The sequence below is a fragment of the Azospirillum sp. genome, from assembly GCF_035627195.1.
Lineage (GTDB): Bacteria > Pseudomonadota > Alphaproteobacteria > Azospirillales > Azospirillaceae > Azospirillum.
Map to the genome: position 1 here is coordinate 1 of NZ_DASPMG010000241.1, position 16,862 is coordinate 16,862.

The 16,862-nt window shown below is 72.4% G+C and carries 16 protein-coding genes and 2 pseudogenes; 12 read left to right on the forward strand and 6 right to left on the reverse strand.

Going from position 1 to position 16,862, the window contains the following annotated elements; translation table 11 throughout:
• The 5 genes from VED21_RS21760 to VED21_RS21780 all read left to right on the forward strand — a co-directional run.
• On the forward strand, positions 1 to 202 hold a 202-nt coding region (locus tag VED21_RS21760), incomplete at its 5' end, for an STAS domain-containing protein (RefSeq protein WP_324885949.1).
• 11 nt (positions 203 to 213) lie between these two features.
• On the forward strand, positions 214 to 939 hold the full coding sequence (locus tag VED21_RS21765) for an ATP-binding protein (RefSeq protein WP_324885951.1): 726 nt from the start codon (positions 214 to 216) through the stop codon (positions 937 to 939).
• Positions 936 to 2,144 carry a fused response regulator/phosphatase gene (locus tag VED21_RS21770; RefSeq protein ID WP_324885953.1) on the forward strand — a complete coding sequence of 403 codons (1,209 nt, stop codon included), beginning with the start codon at positions 936 to 938 and terminating at the stop codon, positions 2,142 to 2,144. Before VED21_RS21765 ends, VED21_RS21770 begins: the two co-directional genes overlap by 4 nt.
• The gene (locus tag VED21_RS21775; protein WP_324885955.1) at positions 2,141 to 3,307 is read left to right on the forward strand and encodes a PP2C family protein-serine/threonine phosphatase; all 1,167 of its coding nucleotides are present in this window, start codon (positions 2,141 to 2,143) and stop codon (positions 3,305 to 3,307) included. The genes VED21_RS21770 and VED21_RS21775 overlap by 4 nt, the downstream gene beginning before the upstream one ends.
• Position 3,308: 1 nt before the next feature.
• Complete coding sequence (locus VED21_RS21780; RefSeq protein ID WP_324885957.1) at positions 3,309 to 4,757, forward strand: class I SAM-dependent methyltransferase; 1,449 nt, start codon at positions 3,309 to 3,311, stop codon at positions 4,755 to 4,757.
• A 7-nt stretch (positions 4,758 to 4,764) separates the two neighbouring features.
• Here the strand turns inward: VED21_RS21780 and VED21_RS21785 are convergent, their stop codons facing one another.
• Complete coding sequence (locus VED21_RS21785; protein WP_324885959.1) at positions 4,765 to 5,370, reverse strand: chemotaxis protein CheC; 606 nt, start codon at positions 5,368 to 5,370, stop codon at positions 4,765 to 4,767.
• Positions 5,367 to 5,741: a response regulator gene (locus tag VED21_RS21790; protein ID WP_324885961.1), complete on the reverse strand. Its 375-nt coding sequence runs from the start codon at positions 5,739 to 5,741 to the stop codon at positions 5,367 to 5,369. Before VED21_RS21790 ends, VED21_RS21785 begins: the two co-directional genes overlap by 4 nt.
• Positions 5,742 to 5,818: 77 nt before the next feature.
• On the opposite strand from VED21_RS21790, the gene VED21_RS21795 reads away from it, so the two are divergent.
• From VED21_RS21795 to VED21_RS21805, 3 genes and pseudogenes are all read left to right on the forward strand, one after another.
• A complete protein-coding gene (locus VED21_RS21795; protein WP_324885963.1) occupies positions 5,819 to 6,280 on the forward strand; it encodes a putative toxin-antitoxin system toxin component, PIN family in 462 nt (153 codons plus the stop codon).
• An 83-nt stretch (positions 6,281 to 6,363) separates the two neighbouring features.
• Positions 6,364 to 6,876 carry a hypothetical protein gene (locus tag VED21_RS21800; protein WP_324885965.1) on the forward strand — a complete coding sequence of 171 codons (513 nt, stop codon included), beginning with the start codon at positions 6,364 to 6,366 and terminating at the stop codon, positions 6,874 to 6,876.
• A 288-nt stretch (positions 6,877 to 7,164) separates the two neighbouring features.
• Positions 7,165 to 7,476: pseudogene (locus tag VED21_RS21805) on the forward strand (DedA family protein); the annotation flags it as partial.
• A gap of 195 nt (positions 7,477 to 7,671) precedes the next feature.
• Here VED21_RS21805 and VED21_RS21810 read toward each other — a convergent pair.
• From VED21_RS21810 to VED21_RS21825, 4 genes are all read right to left on the reverse strand, one after another.
• A complete protein-coding gene (locus VED21_RS21810; RefSeq protein ID WP_324885967.1) occupies positions 7,672 to 8,841 on the reverse strand; it encodes a fused response regulator/phosphatase in 1,170 nt (389 codons plus the stop codon).
• On the reverse strand, positions 8,838 to 9,587 hold the full coding sequence (locus VED21_RS21815; RefSeq protein WP_324885969.1) for an ATP-binding protein: 750 nt from the start codon (positions 9,585 to 9,587) through the stop codon (positions 8,838 to 8,840). The genes VED21_RS21810 and VED21_RS21815 overlap by 4 nt, the downstream gene beginning before the upstream one ends.
• A 1-nt stretch (position 9,588) precedes the next feature.
• Positions 9,589 to 9,894: an STAS domain-containing protein gene (locus tag VED21_RS21820; protein ID WP_324885971.1), complete on the reverse strand. Its 306-nt coding sequence runs from the start codon at positions 9,892 to 9,894 to the stop codon at positions 9,589 to 9,591.
• A gap of 130 nt (positions 9,895 to 10,024) precedes the next feature.
• Positions 10,025 to 12,046, reverse strand: coding sequence for a methyl-accepting chemotaxis protein (locus VED21_RS21825; RefSeq protein WP_324885973.1), 2,022 nt, complete (start codon positions 12,044 to 12,046; stop codon positions 10,025 to 10,027).
• 236 nt (positions 12,047 to 12,282) lie between these two features.
• Here VED21_RS21825 and VED21_RS21830 point away from each other — a divergent pair, with 236 nt between their 5' ends.
• The 4 genes and pseudogenes from VED21_RS21830 to VED21_RS21845 form a co-directional block, all read left to right on the forward strand.
• Positions 12,283 to 14,994 carry an ATP-binding protein gene (locus VED21_RS21830; RefSeq protein WP_324885975.1) on the forward strand — a complete coding sequence of 904 codons (2,712 nt, stop codon included), beginning with the start codon at positions 12,283 to 12,285 and terminating at the stop codon, positions 14,992 to 14,994.
• Positions 14,995 to 15,009: 15 nt separating this feature from the next.
• Complete coding sequence (locus VED21_RS21835; RefSeq protein WP_324885977.1) at positions 15,010 to 15,600, forward strand: Uma2 family endonuclease; 591 nt, start codon at positions 15,010 to 15,012, stop codon at positions 15,598 to 15,600.
• 101 nt (positions 15,601 to 15,701) lie between these two features.
• A complete protein-coding gene (locus VED21_RS21840) occupies positions 15,702 to 16,577 on the forward strand; it encodes a phytanoyl-CoA dioxygenase family protein (protein ID WP_324885979.1) in 876 nt (291 codons plus the stop codon).
• Positions 16,578 to 16,604: 27 nt separating this feature from the next.
• Positions 16,605 to 16,862, forward strand: a pseudogene (locus tag VED21_RS21845) (hypothetical protein); the annotation flags it as partial.

Sequence of the window (16,862 nt, forward strand, 5' to 3'; positions counted from 1 at the left end):
GTTGCAGAACAAGGCCAAGCGCCAGATCCTCGACCTCAGCGCGCTGGAGTTCGTCGACTCGGCCGGCATCGGCATGCTGCTGATCGCGCGCGAGGAAATGGCGAACGTCGACAAGCAGCTGGTGCTGCGCGCCGCGCAAGGTCAGGTCAAGCGCGTGCTGACCGTGGCCCAGCTGAACAAAATCGTCGTCATCGAGGAATAGGGCCGCCTCCCGTGCCGCGCTCCGCCGCCTTGCATGGCCTGGGCATCCCGCAAGACCGCCTGCAGCGGCTGGCGGCGACGCTGGGCATGCCGCGCTGGCTGCCGTCGGCGGCGCCGGGGGACGGCGATGCGTCGCGCGTCGTGCTGCTGTTCGGCGACCGCGAGGCGGCCGAACAGCCCACCCACTGGGTGCGGCCCTTTGCCGCGTGGATCGAGGCCGGCACCCGCTCCGACGCCGCGCTGGCGGACTCCATCGCCCGCGCCGCCGGGGCGGATCTGTACGCCAGCATCACCACCGCCACCGCCAACCACCTGTACCTGGCCAGCCGCATCGTCGCCGCCCTGGCGAGCCGCCGCCCGCTCGGCGACGCGCAGCGCGACGACATGGAGCTGGCGCTGCACGAAGCCATCTCGAACGCCGTCGTGCACGGCAACCTGCAGGTCGACGGCATGAAGGGGCTGAGCGTGGCGGCGCTGGACCGCTTCTCGCACGAGCTGGCGGCGCGCATCGCCGACCCCACCTTCGCCGGCCGCCTGATCGAAGTGAGCGCCCGGCTGGAGCCTGACGCCGCCGTCATCGAGGTGTCGGACGAGGGCAACGGCTTCGCCCAGACCGCGTCGGCCGGCGGCGCCGGCCCCGCCCCCAGCGGGCGCGGGCTGGATCTCATCTCCGCCATCGCCGAGCAGGTCGAGCTGCTGGACGACGGGCGCCGCATCCGCATGAGGTTCGCCCTGTGAGCGGCGCGCCGGACCCCGTGCCTCCGGACGGCAGCGCGCCGCACATCGGCGACTGCCACATCCTGGTGGTGGACGACACCGACTTCAACCGCACCCTGATCGGCGCCCTGCTGAACGAGGCGGGGTTTCACAACGTCGCCTTCGCCAAGGACGGCTTCGACGCGCTGGCGCAGATCGAGGCGGCGGCCCCCGACCTCGTCATCCTCGACATCATGATGCCGGGCATGGACGGGTTCGAGGTGTGCCGGAAGCTGCGCGCCGACCACGCCTACGCCGACCTGCCGGTGCTGGTGCAGACGGCGCTGTCCAGCAGCGACGACCGCAACCGCGCCTTCGACGCCGGCACCACCGACCTGATCTCCAAGCCGCTCGACCGCACCGAGCTGCTGGCCCGCGTGCGCATCCACCTGGAAAACCGCATGCTGATCCGCGACCTGCAGCTCTACCGGGCGCGGGTCGAGGGCGAGTTGGCGATCGCCCGGTCGATGTACGAACACCTGCTGCCCACCCCGGCCACCTGCGCGGCGCTGCGCGACACGTCGGGCGTCGAGCTGCGCTCGCACACCGTGCTGTCCACCGACATGGGCGGCGACATCTGGGGGCTGGTGCGACTCGACGGCGGGCGCTTCGGGGTCTACCTGCTGGATATGGCCGGGCGCGGCGTGTCGGCGGCGCTGAACGCGTTCCGCATGCACACGCTGATTCACGAATTGGCGGCGCTGGGCGACGATCCGGCCGCCTTCTTGTCGGAGCTGAACGACCGCGCCGCACGCCTCCTGGAGGTGGGAGAGCACGCCACGCTGCTGTACGGCGTGGTGGATGGTGGCGCGGGCACCTTCACCTACGCGGCGGCCGCGGCGACCAGCCCGGTTCTGCTGCTGCCCGACGGCAACGTGCGCTTCGGCGACGCCGCCGGGCTGCCGGTGGGCGTGGCCGCCGGCACGCGGTACGAGGCGCGCGCGCTGCCGCTGCCGGAGGGGGCGGCGCTGATGCTGCACTCCAACGCCGTGCTGGATGCGCTGGAGGCCGGCACGGCCGGGCTGGACGCCGTCATCGCCGGGGCGCTGGCCCAGGCGGGCGGGGGCGCCGGCGGCGACCGGTTCGAAGCGGTGACGCAGGCCCTGGCCGCCGCGCTGGGCGACACGCCGCACGACGACCACACCCTGGTCTGGCTGGAGCGGGCCTGTCTGGAGCGCGGGGCATGAGCTGGAACGAAACCGGCATCGAGCACGCCCGCGTCATGATCGTGGACGACAACCGGGTGAACCGCCACCTGCTGATGGCGCTGCTGGAGCGCGGCGGCATCCGCCACGTGGAACTGGCGGAGGACGGGCGCGACGCGCTGGCCCGCATGGAGACCTTCCAGCCCGACCTGATCCTGCTGGACCTGATGATGCCGAACCTGGACGGCTTCGACATGTGCCGGCAGCTGCGCGCCGAAGCGCGCTGGAGCGACCTGCCGGTGCTGGTGCAGTCGAGCCTGAGCCGGGCGGAGGACCGGGCGCGCGCCTTCGCCGCCGGGGCCACCGACTACGTCACCAAGCCGATCAACGCCATCGAGCTGCTGTCGCGCGTGCGCATCCACCTGCAGAACCGCGCGCTGGTGCACGACCTGCGCCTGTTCCGCCGCCGCACGGAAGCCGAGCTGGACCTCGCCCGCGCCATGCAGGAACGGCTGATGCCCGGCGCCGCGCGGCTGGCCGGCATCGAGGCGGACGCGCAGCTGGCGATCAGCGCCCACTTCGCCCCCTCCTCCGAACTGGGCGGCGACTTCTGGGACCTGCGGCGCGACGAGCAGGGCCGCGCGGTGGTCTACATGGTGGACTTCTCCGGCCATGGCGTGGGGGCGGCGCTCAACACCTTCCGTCTGCACGCCATCGTTCAGCAGATGGACTTCGCCGGCTTCGACCCCGGCGCCTTCCTGGCGGCGCTCAACACGCGGCTGTGCGCGCTGCTGCCCAGCGGCCAGTTCGCCACCATGCTGGCCGGCGTCATCGACCCGGCGGCGGGACGCTTCCTCTACGCCTCGGCCGGCTCCACCAAGCCGATGGTGTGGGCACCCGGGGACCCGGCCCCGACGCTGGGCGACAGCGCGGGCCTGCCGCTCGGCCTGCTGGCCAGCGCCAGCTATGAGGCGCGTTCCCTGCCGCTGCCGCCGGGCGGGCGGTTGTTCCTCTACTCCGACGCCGCCATCGAGATCCCCGTGGGCGAGGACGTGCTGGACGAGGGCGGGCTGGCGGTCCTGGTCGGCCGCCACATGGGCATGCCCGACGGCCGCGGCTTCCTGGACGCGGTGATCGCCGACCTGAACGCCACCGGCCCCATCGACGACGACCTCACCGCGCTGCTGGTGACGCGGTGCGCATGACGTGGGGCTTTCCGTGATGCGGGCGGGCGTCGTCGACAACATGTCGTCCGGGCTGGGCATGTCCGGCTGGGTCGTCGACCCCGCCGCCCCCGACGGGCGCGCCGCCGTCGACATCATCATCGACGGGGAGCGGGTGGCGCGCGTCGCCGCGCACGTCCCGCGCGCCGACGTGCAGGCGCATTTCCGCGAGTCCTTCGGGCTCGACGTGCCGGCCGATGCCGGCTTCTTCTCCAAGGCGCTGATGGCGCCGCGCTTCGAGGGGCGGGAGGTCGAGGTCCGCGTCTGCTTCGCCGGCACCGACGAGCCGCTGACCAACGGCGTGGCGCGGGTGCGCTGCGGCGCCGGGCGCATCCGCGCGCTGTTCGCGGCGGAGATGGCCGGGCACGCCGGCTGGAGCCCGGCGCACGTGGAGGTCGGCGACGGCGTGCTGCGCCTGTCCGGCCTTGCCGCGTGGCCGCGCGCGACCGACGACGTGCCCATGCTGCGCGCCGATGGCGGCACGGTGGCGCCGGTGCGGCTTCAGGACGGCGGCGGGGCCGACGACGTGCTGTGGTTCCTGCCCGACCACCGGCGCGTCACGTTCACCGCCGAGATGGCGCTGCCCCCGGCCGACAGCTGGCCGGACGGGGGCTTCTCCGTCACGCTGGGCTGGGAGCGGGGGGGAACGCCGCTGCACCCCTGGCAGCGCGTGGTGGTGCCGCGCCTGCTCGTCATGGCCGGGGACCGGCGGGCCGGCAGCCCGCCGGTCCCCGGCCATGACGAGCAGGCGCGGGTCCTCGGACAGTCCGTCAGTGCCGCGCAGTTCGAGATCGGCGGCTATTCCACGCTGCACACCATGTGGGCGGTGATCGCCGGCACCGACGGGCGCCGGCCACAGGATTTCCGCGCCATCCTCGACTGGGGATGCGGCTGCGGGCGGGTGCTGCGCTGGCTGGCGGCGGAACGGGCACCGGGGCAGCGCATCGCCGGCAGCGACATGGACCCGCTGAACGTCTCCTGGTGCCAGACGCACCTTGCCGGCTGCGAAGTCCACAGCAACGGGCCACACCCGCCGCTGCCCTTCGCCGACGGGGCGTTCGATCTTGTGCTGGGCCATTCCGTCATCACCCACATCCCGCTGGACGTCGCCGAGACGTGGTTCGCCGAACTGGACCGCGTGCTGGCCCCCGGCGGCATCGCCTACCTGACCTTCCAGGGCGCCTACGCGCTGCTCTGCTCCGCTCACGCGCTGGGTGTGGACAGCCTGGAGCGGGTGGCGTCGGCCGGCGCCGACGACAGCAGCCGCGACGCCAACGTCCGCCTGGACGAGGCGCCGGACTACTACCGTGCCGTGTTCCACACGCCCGAACATCTGCGGGCGCTGGCCGGACGCCGGTTCGAGGTGGTCGCCATCGAGCCGACCGCCTACGGCCACTTCCAGGACGTCGCGGTGCTGCGCAAGCGGGGATAGGGTCCGCTTACCCCATCCCTTCCATCATCCGGCGGATCGCCAGCCGGAAGGCGTCCAGCGAGGCGATGTCGAGCAGGAACAGCGCGTGCCCGCGCGCGTCGCCCGCCGCCAGCGCCACGTCGATCCGCACGAACAGCACCGGGTCGTCCGCCGCACCGATCAGCTGGCCGGCCGGGCCGGCGCGGTAATCGGGCACGCCGCCCTCGATCTCGCCCTCGATCAGGTTGGCGAAGCTGGCGAGGCAGCCGTTCAGGATGATGTTGCCGATCTCGGTCAGCGCGTCCTGCTCGTCGGCGCCGGGGGTGTCGCCCTCGCCGGGGATCAGGCGGCGCACCAGCGCCAGCCCGCCGCGCTCCGGGAAGATCAGCATCGCCTCGCCGGCGAAGGGGCCGCTGAAGGCCTCGCGCACGGCGCAGACGGTTCCCTCCGTCTCCGGCCCCACCTCGCCCGCGATGCGGGCGCGCGAGGACACGGACAGCGCCGGCACCGACAGGTGCACCTCCTCGCCCAGCATGTCGCTCAGCGCGGCGGCCGGCTGGCCCATGCCGATGTTGAACAGCTCGGCGATGGCGTCCGCCTCGGCCTCGTCGAGCGGGAACAGGGCGGCGCTCATGGCTTGGGCTCCGAGAGGCCGGCTTCCGACAAGAACGCGCGGATCTTGTCGGAGGTGATGGGCTTGGCGATGAAGCGGCAGCCCAGCGCCTCGGCCTTCTTCTTCAGCGCCTCCTGCACGTTGGCGGTGAGGATGCCGATGGGCAGGCCGGGAAAACGTTCGATGAGGCCGGCGGCGAGCGTCAGCCCGTCCATGCCCGGCATGTTGTAGTCGACGACGGCGGCGGCCGGCGCGCTGGTGCCCACCTTCTGCAAGGCCTCCTCGCCGCCGGCCGCGACGACGATGGTCCAGTCCGGGTGCAGGGAGGCGATGACGTGGCTCACCATGTCGCGCGCGAGCCGGCTGTCGTCGACGACGAGAACGGTTGTCATGCCCAAGCCCATTTCCGGTAATGTCCACCCCCGGTTCTAGCGCACCACGCGCCGCCTGCCAAGCAATGGCCCGCCCCATGCCCACCCCGCCGCTCCGCGCCGTCCTCGACACCAACGTGCTGGTCGCCTACGCCCTGCTGCCCGCCACCCTGCCGCCCGCCGCCTTGCCGAAACGGCTGCGGCCGTCGCGCGACTGCGTGGAGGCGGTGCGGGCACGGGGCGTGCTGCTCGCCTCCGACGAGACGCTGGCGGAGTTGCGCACCGTGCTGCTGCGCCCCGATTTCGACGCGCACAAGCCGCGCGCCGAGCGCGAGGCCTTCCTGTCGGCGGTGGAGGCGGAGGCCGAACGCGTCGTTCCCGCCCCCCTGCCCCGCACCTGCAAGGACCCGGACGACGACAAGTTTCTTGCCGTCGCCGTGGCTGGCGGCGCCGACGTTCTGCTGACCGAGGACAAGGCGCTTCTCGCCCTGCGCACCATCGGCCCGACGCGCATCCTGCGCCCCATCGCCTTCCTGAAGGACATGGCGCCGGTCGATTGACGCTCGACAAACGGGCTCGCGTTTGTAGAATGAACCGTGAACATCAAACGCAGCCCGCCGGTGCAGCAATGACCACGGACGCAATGACCACGGACGATGTGACGGCGCACGACATGAGCCCGGACGGCTACGGCATGGACACAGCGATGGAGGCCGTCACCACGGCCCAGCCCCTGCTGTTCGACAGCCTGCCGGAGACGGAAGGACGCTCCGCCCGCCGCAGGCCGCGGCGCGCCCGCACCGCGGGCGTGGGGGCCGGCACGGTCGCCGCCACCGTCGCCCGCGACGTGGTGCAGGAACCGGTGCCCGCCCCGCCGCCCGCGATCTTCGCCGCCCCGCCCCCGCCGCCGCGCCCGCCCGAGCCGGCCGTGTTCGACCCCGCGGCGCTCAGCAACGCGGAGATTTCGGCGCTGGTGCGGGCGTTGCCCGACCTGCGGCTCAGCCACCTGCTGGTGGAGGCCGCGCGGGAACTGAAGCGCCGCGTGGAGCCGCCGGCCTGGGACGACGAGGAGGACGCCGGACCGCGCGAACCCAATCCGTCGCTGCTGCGCGCCGCGCGGCTGGTGGTGGGTGAGTTCGCCGGGGACGGCGACTGAAACGCGGTTGGGGCGCCTCATCCGCCCGTGGCAATGCCGTGCCTTTCGGGTGATGAATATTCGACTCCGGAAACGGTGCGCGACAAGCCGGGGCCTCCTATGTAATGATGCCCAGGTTCGCGTCCGCCCCGTTTCGGGGTGTGCGGCGCGGCCGAGAACCGCCGGAGGCTCCCGTTGGAAGTGATTCACTGGCTCCAGGACTGGGGTAGCTGGTTCTACCCCATCGCCTTCCTGTGGGCCTTCTTCGAGGGCGAAACGTTCGTCATCTTCGGCGGCTGGGGTGCCCACATGGGCATCTTCAACCTTTACTATCTGGTCGGCACCGTCTGGATCGGCAGCTTCCTCGGCGACCAGGTGTATTTCTGGATCGGCCGCAAGTGGGGCGCCAAGGCCATCGCCAAGTTCCCGGCGGCCGAGGTTCCGGCGGCCAAGGCCATCGCCTGGCTGGAAAAGTACGGCGTCGGCTTCATCCTGACCTTCCGCTATCTCTACGGCGTGCGCAACATCGCCTCGGTGGCGATCGGCACCACCGGCATGCGCTGGCGCAAGTTCCTGTTCTGGAACTTCTGGGCGGCCGGTATCTGGGCGTGGAGCTTCGCCGGCGCCGGCTACCTGTTCGGCGAGGTCGCCGCCTCGGTGGGTGAGGTCGCGCCGAAGCTGCTGCTGGGCGCGGTGGTGACCGCCGTGCTGATCTTCGTCGCCCGTAAGAGCCTGAAGTGGCGCCGCCGCCGCGCCGCCGCGAACGCCGCGGCCCTGGTGGCCGCCTCCGACATCGTGGTGTCGGAACCGCCGGCCTCACAGCCGCGCGATCCACACGGCGGTGAGGTCGTCGCGAAGGGGGCGGGGCATGTCCGCGAAGAAGCGGCCCAGCACGACGCGCAGCGGATGGGCCGGATCATCCCGCCGGCCCTGCCGAACCAGCTCGGCCAAGCCCAGCTGGCCGATTGATCGGCCAGCCGCGTCGCGGCTTTCGACCAGCGCGTCGCTGTAGAGGAACAGGAAGCCGCCGCGGGGCCAGTGCGCCGTGCGGTTCTCGTAGCGCGCCTTGCGCGACACGCCCAGCAGCAGGCCCGAGGAGTCCAGGAGTTCCGGCTCCCCCTCCGCCTCGCCCTCCGCCGCGCCCAGGATCGGGTGCGGCGCCCCGGCGGCGGCGAAAGTCAACGTGTCCTCCACCGTGTCTAGAACGCCGTAGAAGGCCGTGGCGAACTGCCCGACCGGCAGCACCTCCTTCAGCGCCAGCCCCAACTGCGTCAGCCATGCCGCCGGATCGGTTCGCGGGGCGGGCACGCGTTCGGCCAGGGTGTGAAGGCGGAAGGTGTTGATGGCCGCCGTGATGCCGTGCCCGGCGAAGTCGACGATCAGGAAGCCGACCCGCCGTTCGTCGATCTCCACCACGTCCCACAGATCGCCGCCCAGTTCCGACGACGTCTCGAAGTGGCTGTCGATGCGCAGGCCGTGGCGCGCGCCGATGGCGGTGACGCGCGCCGGCTCCGGCAGCAGGGAGAGCTGCATGGCGCGGGCGTGATTCAGTTCGCGCTCGACCCGCGCGCGGAAGGACGACAATTCGGCGAACAGCTTGCGCCGCTCCAGCTGGTGGCGGACGCGGGCCATGCACTCGCCCGGCTTGATCGGCTTGGAGATGAAGTCGCTGCCGCCGGCCTCGAAGCAGCGCACCTGCTCCTCGTCGCGGTCCAGCGCGGTCTGGAACAGGATGGGCAGTTCGGCGTGCGCCGGGTCGGCGCGCAGGCGCCGGCACATCTCCAGCCCGTCCAGGTTCGGCATGGCGACGTCGAGCAGCACGAGGTCGGGCTTGAAGCTTTCCACCATCGCCAGCCCCTCCACCCCGTCGGCGGCGAAGGCGATCTCCGTGATGCCGGCGCGGCGCACCACCACGGCCAGGGACTTCCGGTTGAACGCGTTGTCGTCGACGATGAGGACGCGGCTGTCGGCCAGGGATATGGTCACGGCGCCGGCCCCCGCAGGTCGAAGTGCAGCCGCGTGCAGCGCCCGCCGTCGCGCACCGCCACGGCGCCGGCCAGTGCCCGCATGAACACGAAGCCGCGGCCGGAGCGGGCGAAGCCATCGGCGGGACGCGCCAGCCGATCCGGATCGAAGCCGCCGCCCTCGTCCACCACGGCGAGGTCGAGCGCGCCCGCCCCCCAGCGCGCCCAGATGTCGACGCGACGCCGCCGCACCGCCGGGTCGCGCAACGCCGCCGTCACCTGCTCGCCGAACAGGCGGAAGCCGTCGGGCTGGTCGCGGGTGTCGGCGGGCACGCCGATGTTGCCGTGCACCAGCGCGTTGGCCACCGCTTCGTGCAGGCACAGCTCGACCGCCGAGCGGCGCCGTTCCGGCAGCGCGCCGCGCCGCTCCAGCGCGTCGCACACGGCCACCGGGCTCTGCACGGCGAACGCGGTGGCGGTGGTCAGCGACAGCAGGAAGCCCGGTTCGGGCGCCGGCACCGCCGGCCAGTCGCCGTCGGCGCCGCCATCCTCGTCCAGTTCCACCAGCAGCGGCCAGCCATCCGCCAGCAGGGCCGCCAGCCGCCCGCGATCGGGCGGGCCGTCCAGCAGCAGCGCCTCGGCATCCCTCTGCATCACGCCGCCGAAGCGCCGGAGGGTGCGCGCCGCCATGTCCGCCGGCACGCGCGCGTGCGGCACCACGAAGCGCCGGGTACCGGCCGGATCCGCCGCTGCGTCCGCCGGCGCCACGTCAGTCGGCGAGGGCGAGGATGTCGCCCAGCCGTGCTAGGTCGATGGAGCGCCGCACGTCGCCCCGCGCCCCGCGCACGGTCATCGGGATGTTCCGCGACTCCGCCTCCTCCTGCAGGATGAGGAGCATGCCGAGCCCGGCGGAGTCGATGAATTCCAGCCCCGACAGGTCAAGGACGAAGCGCTGCCCGCGGATGCCTTCGATCAGCGCCACGATCTCGCGCAGGCCGTCGTGGTCGGTGAACTCCATCCGTCCCGTCAGGCGCGCCTCGACGGCGTCGGACGTGCGGTATGTCTTGAACTCCATCGGTCCCCCAAGGTGCGGAATGTGTGCGGATCCCCCAGGGGAAATCCTATGGGAAAGCCCCTGCGACCGGCAAGGACTTGGCCGGCCGTCGGGTTTTCGCCGACGCTCGATTCAGCGTGAAGGCGCCGCCTCACCCCGCGCGGAGCGCGCCGAGCAGGGCGCCCAACTCCTGGTTCAGGGTCTGGGTCGGCTGGGTCAGGTCCTTGGCCGCCCAGATCACCCGGATCGCCGAGCCGTAGGAGGACGCGGACGAGCGCGCCACCTCGCTGAAGCGCTGGTTGAAGACGCCGGCATCCTGCGACACCTGCTCGACCACCTCGGTGATCTCGCGCGTCGCCGCCCCCTGCTGGTCGATGGCGCCGGACACCGTCTGCGCCACCGTGGAAATCTCCTCGATGATGCGGGTGATGCTGGAGATGGCGTCCACCATGTCGCCGGTGGCACCCTGGATGCCGGCCACCTGGGCGGCGATCTCCTCGGTCGCCTTGGCGGTCTGGCCGGCGAGGTTCTTCACCTCCGTCGCCACCACGGCGAAGCCGCGCCCGGCCTCGCCGGCCCGCGCCGCCTCGATGGTGGCGTTGAGCGCCAGCAGGTTGGTCTGCTCGGCGATGGTGGTGATCAGCTGCACCACGGCGCCGATGGTCTCCGCCGCCTGGGCCAGCCCGATCACGCGGTTGTTGGTGGCGCCGGCCTGCTCCGCCGCGCGGTGCGCGATGGCGGAGGAATGGGCAACCTGCCGGCTGACCTCCGCCACCGAATCCGACAGGCGCCGCGTCGCCTCGTTCAAATGCTGCACGTTGGCGGCGGTGCGCTGCGACGCCTCGGTGGCGTCGAGCGAGTTGCTGCCGCTCTGCCCCACCCGGTTGCCCATGCGGGCGGCGGTGGTGACGATCTGCTCGGCGTTGCTGCGGATGGAGGTCGTGGCGGCGGTCACCTTGCTTTCGAACCCGTCGGCCAGCGCCAGCATGTGGGCGCGCTTCTCCTCCTCCGCGCGCGCCTTCAGCGCCTCGCTCTCCGCCGTCAGGCGCTGCACCTCAAGCGCGTGCGTCTTGAAGACGGCGATGGCGGCGGCCATGGCGCCGATCTCGTCGCCGCGGCTGGCGTGGGGCACCTCCACCGACAAATCGCCGTCGGCAAGGCGGCGCATGACGGCGGTCATGCTCGCCACCGGGCGCGTCACCATGGTCACCACCATCAGGCCGCCCGCGCCGAAGATGACGACGAACAGCACGGCGGTGACCGCCAGCATGGTCCACAGCTTGCCCAGGAAGCCGCCGATGCGGACGTCCAGAAGCCGCTCCAACTCGCGCGCCGACGTGCCCCACAGGGTGCGGACGGAGTCGAGCGCCGCCGCCTCCAGCCGGCGCAGCGCCGCCGGGTCGACGCCGCGTCCCTCCTTCTCGATCACCGCGGCGACGAGGCCGCTGCCGAAGGCCTTCAGCGCCGCGTCGGCCGCGCGCACGTCGCGGTCCATGTTGGCCTTCAGCGTGCCGTCGGCGTTGCCGCGGTAGCCGGAGGCGACGGAGGCGGCGATGCCTTCGACCGCCGATTCGAAACCGCCCTTCTGGATCAGGAACTCGGTGCGCCCGTCGACGTCCAGCCCGCCCTTGCCGGCGATCCCGACGGCGAGGTCGGCCAGCGCGGCGATGCGGTCGACCACGTCCGTCAGCTTCACGACAACCAAGTCCATGGCGTAGTAGCTGTCGAGGTCGGGGTCGAGGATCAGGTTCGACTGGTCGCCGATGCGGGCCAGCAGGGCGCGCAGGGCCGTCACCGCCTCCAGCGACGCCGCGTTTGCTGCGGCCGGGTCGCCGGCCCGCAGGGCGGCGCGCGCCGGGCGCAGGAAGGCGTCCGCCAGTCCGGCGCTGTCCATGCCATCGCCCAGCTCGGCCTGGGCCGCCGCCACCTTGCCGACGGCCGCCTCCAGCGCCGCCTTGGCGCCCGTGTCGCCGGGGCCGCTGCGGTAGCGGTGCAGCGCGAACTGCGCCTCGCGCAGCGGGGCGATGTAGAGGCTGCCCGCCACCTCCTTGCGCGCGAAGTCGATGGCAATGTTCTTCTCGGCAATCAGGCTGTAGAGCAGGAAGGCGATCGGAACCAGGAATAGGACAAAAGGCAACGACAGCTTCGCACCGATGTTCAGTTTCAGCCCCATGGTTCCCCCCAGGCGCGCACCGATGTGCGCGATTGCACGTCACATGCCCATGTCCGGTGCGACCCGCCTATTTCATAAGCACACACAGCGTTTCTGTCGCGCTTTTGCAACGCACCAAGTGTCAGGCGCTCCATAGCCTGCAATTTTGTTGCCAAAATTACGATCTGCACCGATGGACGCAGGGTAAGCGGCGGGTTACAACCTAAGGGAATGTTGCCGTCCATTGCGGGGCCGACGTGCGCGACTTTCTCCAGATCACGCTCGACCACGTCGACCAGGGCATCATCATGGTCGACGCCGACCTGCGGCTGGTGCTGTTCAACCGCCGCGCGCGCGAACTGCTGGACGTGCCGGCGGACCTCCTGGCCCGCCACCCGACGTACCCGGAGATCGTGTACGCCCAGATCCGGCGCGGCGCCTTCGTCGACGATCCCGGCGATCCCGACCTGCACGTCCACGAGACCGGCGGCGACTGGCGCGAGGGCGCGGTCCAGGCCGGCACCTTCAAGCGCCGCCGGCCCGACGGCGCCATCATCGAGGTGCGCACCAACTCGCTGCCGCAGGGCGGCTTCGTGCGCACCTTCACCGACGTCACGGTCGAGGCGCGCTCGGCCGAAGAGGTGTTCGAGACGATGCAGGCGCTGGCCCAGGCCAACGCCGAGCTGTCGGAAAGCCGCGAGCACCTGCGCGCCATCCTGGAGGCCAGCCCCGTGGGCGTCTGCGCCATGGCGCCCGGCGGCCGCATCGTGTTCGCCAACCGGCAGTTGGGCGTGCTGCTGGGCACGGCCCCCGAGGCGCTGGTGGGACGTTCGGCGCAGGGTCTGCTGACCGACGTCGCGGAGGAGCAGCGCACGGCCGAGCGCATCCGCGCCGATCAGCCGCTGCGCGACGTGGAGGTGCGCGTGCACCGCGCCGACGGCTCCACCTTCTGGGCGCTTGTGTCGGGTGACCCGGCGGTGCTGGAAGGCAAGCCGGTCTACCTGGCCTGGGTCACCGACATCACCCGGCGCAAGCGCATCGAGCGGGACATGGAGGCCGCCCGCGATCAGGCGGAACAGGCGACCACGGCCAAGAGCGCCTTCCTGGCCGCCATGAGCCATGAGATCCGCACGCCCATGAACGGCGTGCTGGGCATGCTGGAGCTGCTGGAGCGCTCCCGCCTCGACGGAGCCCAGGCGGACACGGTGGCGACCATCCGCGAGTCGGCCACGGCGCTGCTGCGCATCATCGACGACATCCTCGACTTCTCGAAGATCGAGGCCGGCCGCATGGACCTGGAGCAGGAACCGCTGTCGCTGGGCGCCCTGGTCGACGGGGTGGCGGAGGTGCTGGCGCCGGGTGCCCGGCGCAAGGGGCTGGGCTTCCTCACCTTCGTCGACCCGGCGATCCCGCCGGCGGTGCTGGGCGACCCGGTGCGGCTGCGTCAGCTCCTGTTCAACCTCGCCGGCAACGCGGTGAAGTTCACGCCATCGGGCCGCGTCGTGCTGCGCGCCGATCTGGTGGACCAGGACGGCGGCACGGCGGTGGTGGCGCTGACCGTCAGCGACACCGGCATCGGCATGGCGCCCGACGTGCTGGAGCGCCTGTTCGAGCCCTTCACCCAGGCCGAGACCTCGACCACCCGGCGCTTCGGCGGCACGGGGCTGGGCCTGTCCATCTGCCGGCGTCTGGCGACGCTGATGGGCGGATCGATCGGCGTGGACAGCGCGCCGGGCCGCGGCTCCACCTTCCGCGCGGTGCTGCCGCTGCCGGTCAGCGCCGCCCCGGCGCTGGACGCCCTGGGCCGCCCGCTGCCGGCGGAACCGGATCTGGGCGGCGTCACCGTCCTGCTGGGCGTGGCCGACGCGCAGGAGCGCGGCTTCCTGACCCGCACACTGGAGGCGGCGGATGCCGCCGTCCTCCCCGCGCCCGACGCCGCGACGCTTGCCACCCGCGCGCCGCAGGCCGACGTGGCGGTGGCCGAGGCCGACGTGCTGGGTGGAGCGGCGCCACCGGGCCTTCCGGTGGTGAGATGGCCGTTCCGCCGCGCCGCGCTGGTCCGCGCCGTGGCCGTCGCCGCTGGACGGGCAAGCCCGGAGCCGGAGGCGGGCCCCACGCCGCCCCCGGCCCCGGCGTCCGCCATGGTCCCCAGCCTCGACGATGCCGCGGCGCAAGGCCGCCTGATCCTGGTGGCCGAGGACAATCCCATCAACCGCAAGGTCATCCGCATGCAGCTGAACGCGCTGGGCTACGCGGCGGAGCTGACCGCCGACGGGGCCGAGGCGCTGCAGGCGCTGCGAACCGGCCGGCACGCGCTGCTGCTGACCGACTGCCACATGCCGGAGATGGACGGCTTCGACCTCGCCGCGCGGGTGCGGGCGCTGGAGGCGGCGCAGGGCGGCCCCCGCCTGCCCATCGTCGCCGTCACCGCCAACGCCGTCTTCGGCGAGGCCGAGCGCTTCCAGGCCGCCGGCATGGACGCCTGCCTGTCGAAGCCGCTCGACCTCGGCCAGCTCGCCGCCGTGCTGGCCCGCTTCCTGCCGCCGGTCCCGGCGGCGGCCGCCACCCCGACCCTGGCCGAACCGCCGCCCACACAAACACCGCTGGACGTGGCGGTGCTGAGCCGGCTGTGCGCCGGGGACGATGCCCTGATGCGCGAGATGCTGGACGACTTCGTCGCCGTCAGCCGCGGCATCATCGCCGACCTGCGCGCCGCCCTGGCGGCCGGGGACCGTGCCGCGGTGCGCGATGGCGCGCACAGCCTCAAGGGTTCCGCCCGCACCGCCGGCGCCCTGCCCCTGGCCGCCGCCGCCCGCGCCCTGGAGGAGGAGGCCGGCACCGCCGGCCGCCCCCGCCTGGACGCGCTGGCCGCCGCCGTGGAGGAGGCGCTGGAGGCGGTGGCGGTGGGCTTGCCGGACGCGGGCTTGCCGGACGTGGGCTTGCCGGAAGGTGGCGGATCCCTACAATAGAGAGCGGAGGCCGCCATGACGCTCGCCCTGCGCAAGACCCCGCTGGTGACCATCGACGACTTCCTGGCGATGGCGTTCGACGACGACACCCGGTACGAGCTGGTGGACGGGGAAGTCGTCGCCCAGGCGCACCCGAGCCGCGCCCACGGTGCGATCCAGAGCGCGCTGGCCCGCCACATCGGCAACGCCCTTGACGGCACCGCCTGCCAGCCGGTCACGGAGGCCGGCATCCGCCCGCACTTCGACCCGACGCACAACTATCGCGCCGCCGACCTTGCGGTGACGTGCGAGCCCTTCGACGAAGGCATTCCTTACCTGGAAGCGCCCATCCTGCTGGTCGAGATCCTGTCGCCGACCGAGGAGGCGAAGCAGCGCGCCAAGCTGCACGTCTACGCCGCCATGCCGTCGGTGCGGGAGATCCTGTTCCTCGACAGCCTGTCCATGCGCGCGGAGCTGCACCGCCGCGACGCCGGCGGGCTGTGGCCGGAGCGGCCGGAGGTGCTGATCGGCGACGAGACGCTGCGCCTGGACACCGTGGCGCTGGAGATGCCGCTGTCGCGCCTCTACCAGGGCCTGAACCTGCCGGTGGGCGACCGCGTCGTCTGAAGCGTTCGCTATCCATGTCGCTTGTCACGGGCAGCGGGGTTGAACGTACCGCCGGTTCGGCGACAATGGCGGGAACCGTCCCCACTCGGACCCGCGCCATCATGGCCCTGCCGCCCTGCGATCCCGCCGCCATCGCCGCCGATATCGCCGAAGCCTGCCGCCGTGACGGCTACGCCGTCGCGCGCGCCGTGTTCTCGCCCGACGAGGTGGCGAACCTCGCCGCCGCCTTCGACCGCCAGTACGCCGACGGGCTGCGCCACCCGCGCAGCTTCCGGCACGGCAACTTCCACGTCCGCGTCGCCGAGGACCCGGGCATCGGTCACACCGTGCGCATGGTGCAGTGGCCGTCCTACGGCGATGCCGTGCTGAACGCCGTGCGGCTGGACGCGCGGCTGTTCCATCTGGTCGAGCCGCTGCTGGGCCGCGACGTCAAGCAGATCATCAACCAGTTGCACTGGAAGCCGCCGGGGGCGAAAGGCGGCGACTATGCCTTCCACCAGGACAGCCGCTTCCGCCGCCCGCGCGAGGCGTTCCGCAACCTCGCCACCTCCTATGTGCAGACGGGCATCGCCGTGGACGCGCACACGGCGGAGAGCGGCGCCATGCGCCTCTACCCCGGCAGCCATCTCCTGGGCGAACTCGATCTGGCACCACGCGCCAACATCCTGGGCACCGGCATCGCGGAGGAGGCGCTGGAGCGCCTGGGCCTGGATCCGGCGAAGCTGGTGGATCTCGTGCTGGAACCGGGCGACGTGGCGTTCTGGAACCCCTACACCATCCACGGTTCGGCCGCGAACCGCTCGGCGCACGACCGGCGGCTGTACATCAACGGCTACGTCCGCGCCGCCGACTGCGACCGCGGCGAGTGGACGTGGCGCGACGGCCAGCCGGTGCCCCTGGGCAAGCCGGTGCTGGTGCATTACGAAGACCTGCACCGCCGGCCGGAGCCGCACTACGTCGACCACGCCGGGTACTGAGTCCGGTTCTTGAAAGGAGTGACGCGCATGCGGCGGTTCCGCCCCCTCCTCGCCGGCCTGTTGCTGGGCGCGGCACTCGCCACCGCCGCGTCCGCCGCGGAGGCGCCGGCCCCGTCCCCTCCCCCGCCCCTGCCATCACCGTCACCGCTGGAGGGGGAGCTGACGCCGCTGGGCGCCATCCGCGCCGCCAACGGGCCGCGCACCATCCCGGCCTGGACCGGCGGCCTGACGGTGCCGCCCAAGGACTACGTGCCCGGCCAGCCGCACCCCGACCCCTTCGTCGAC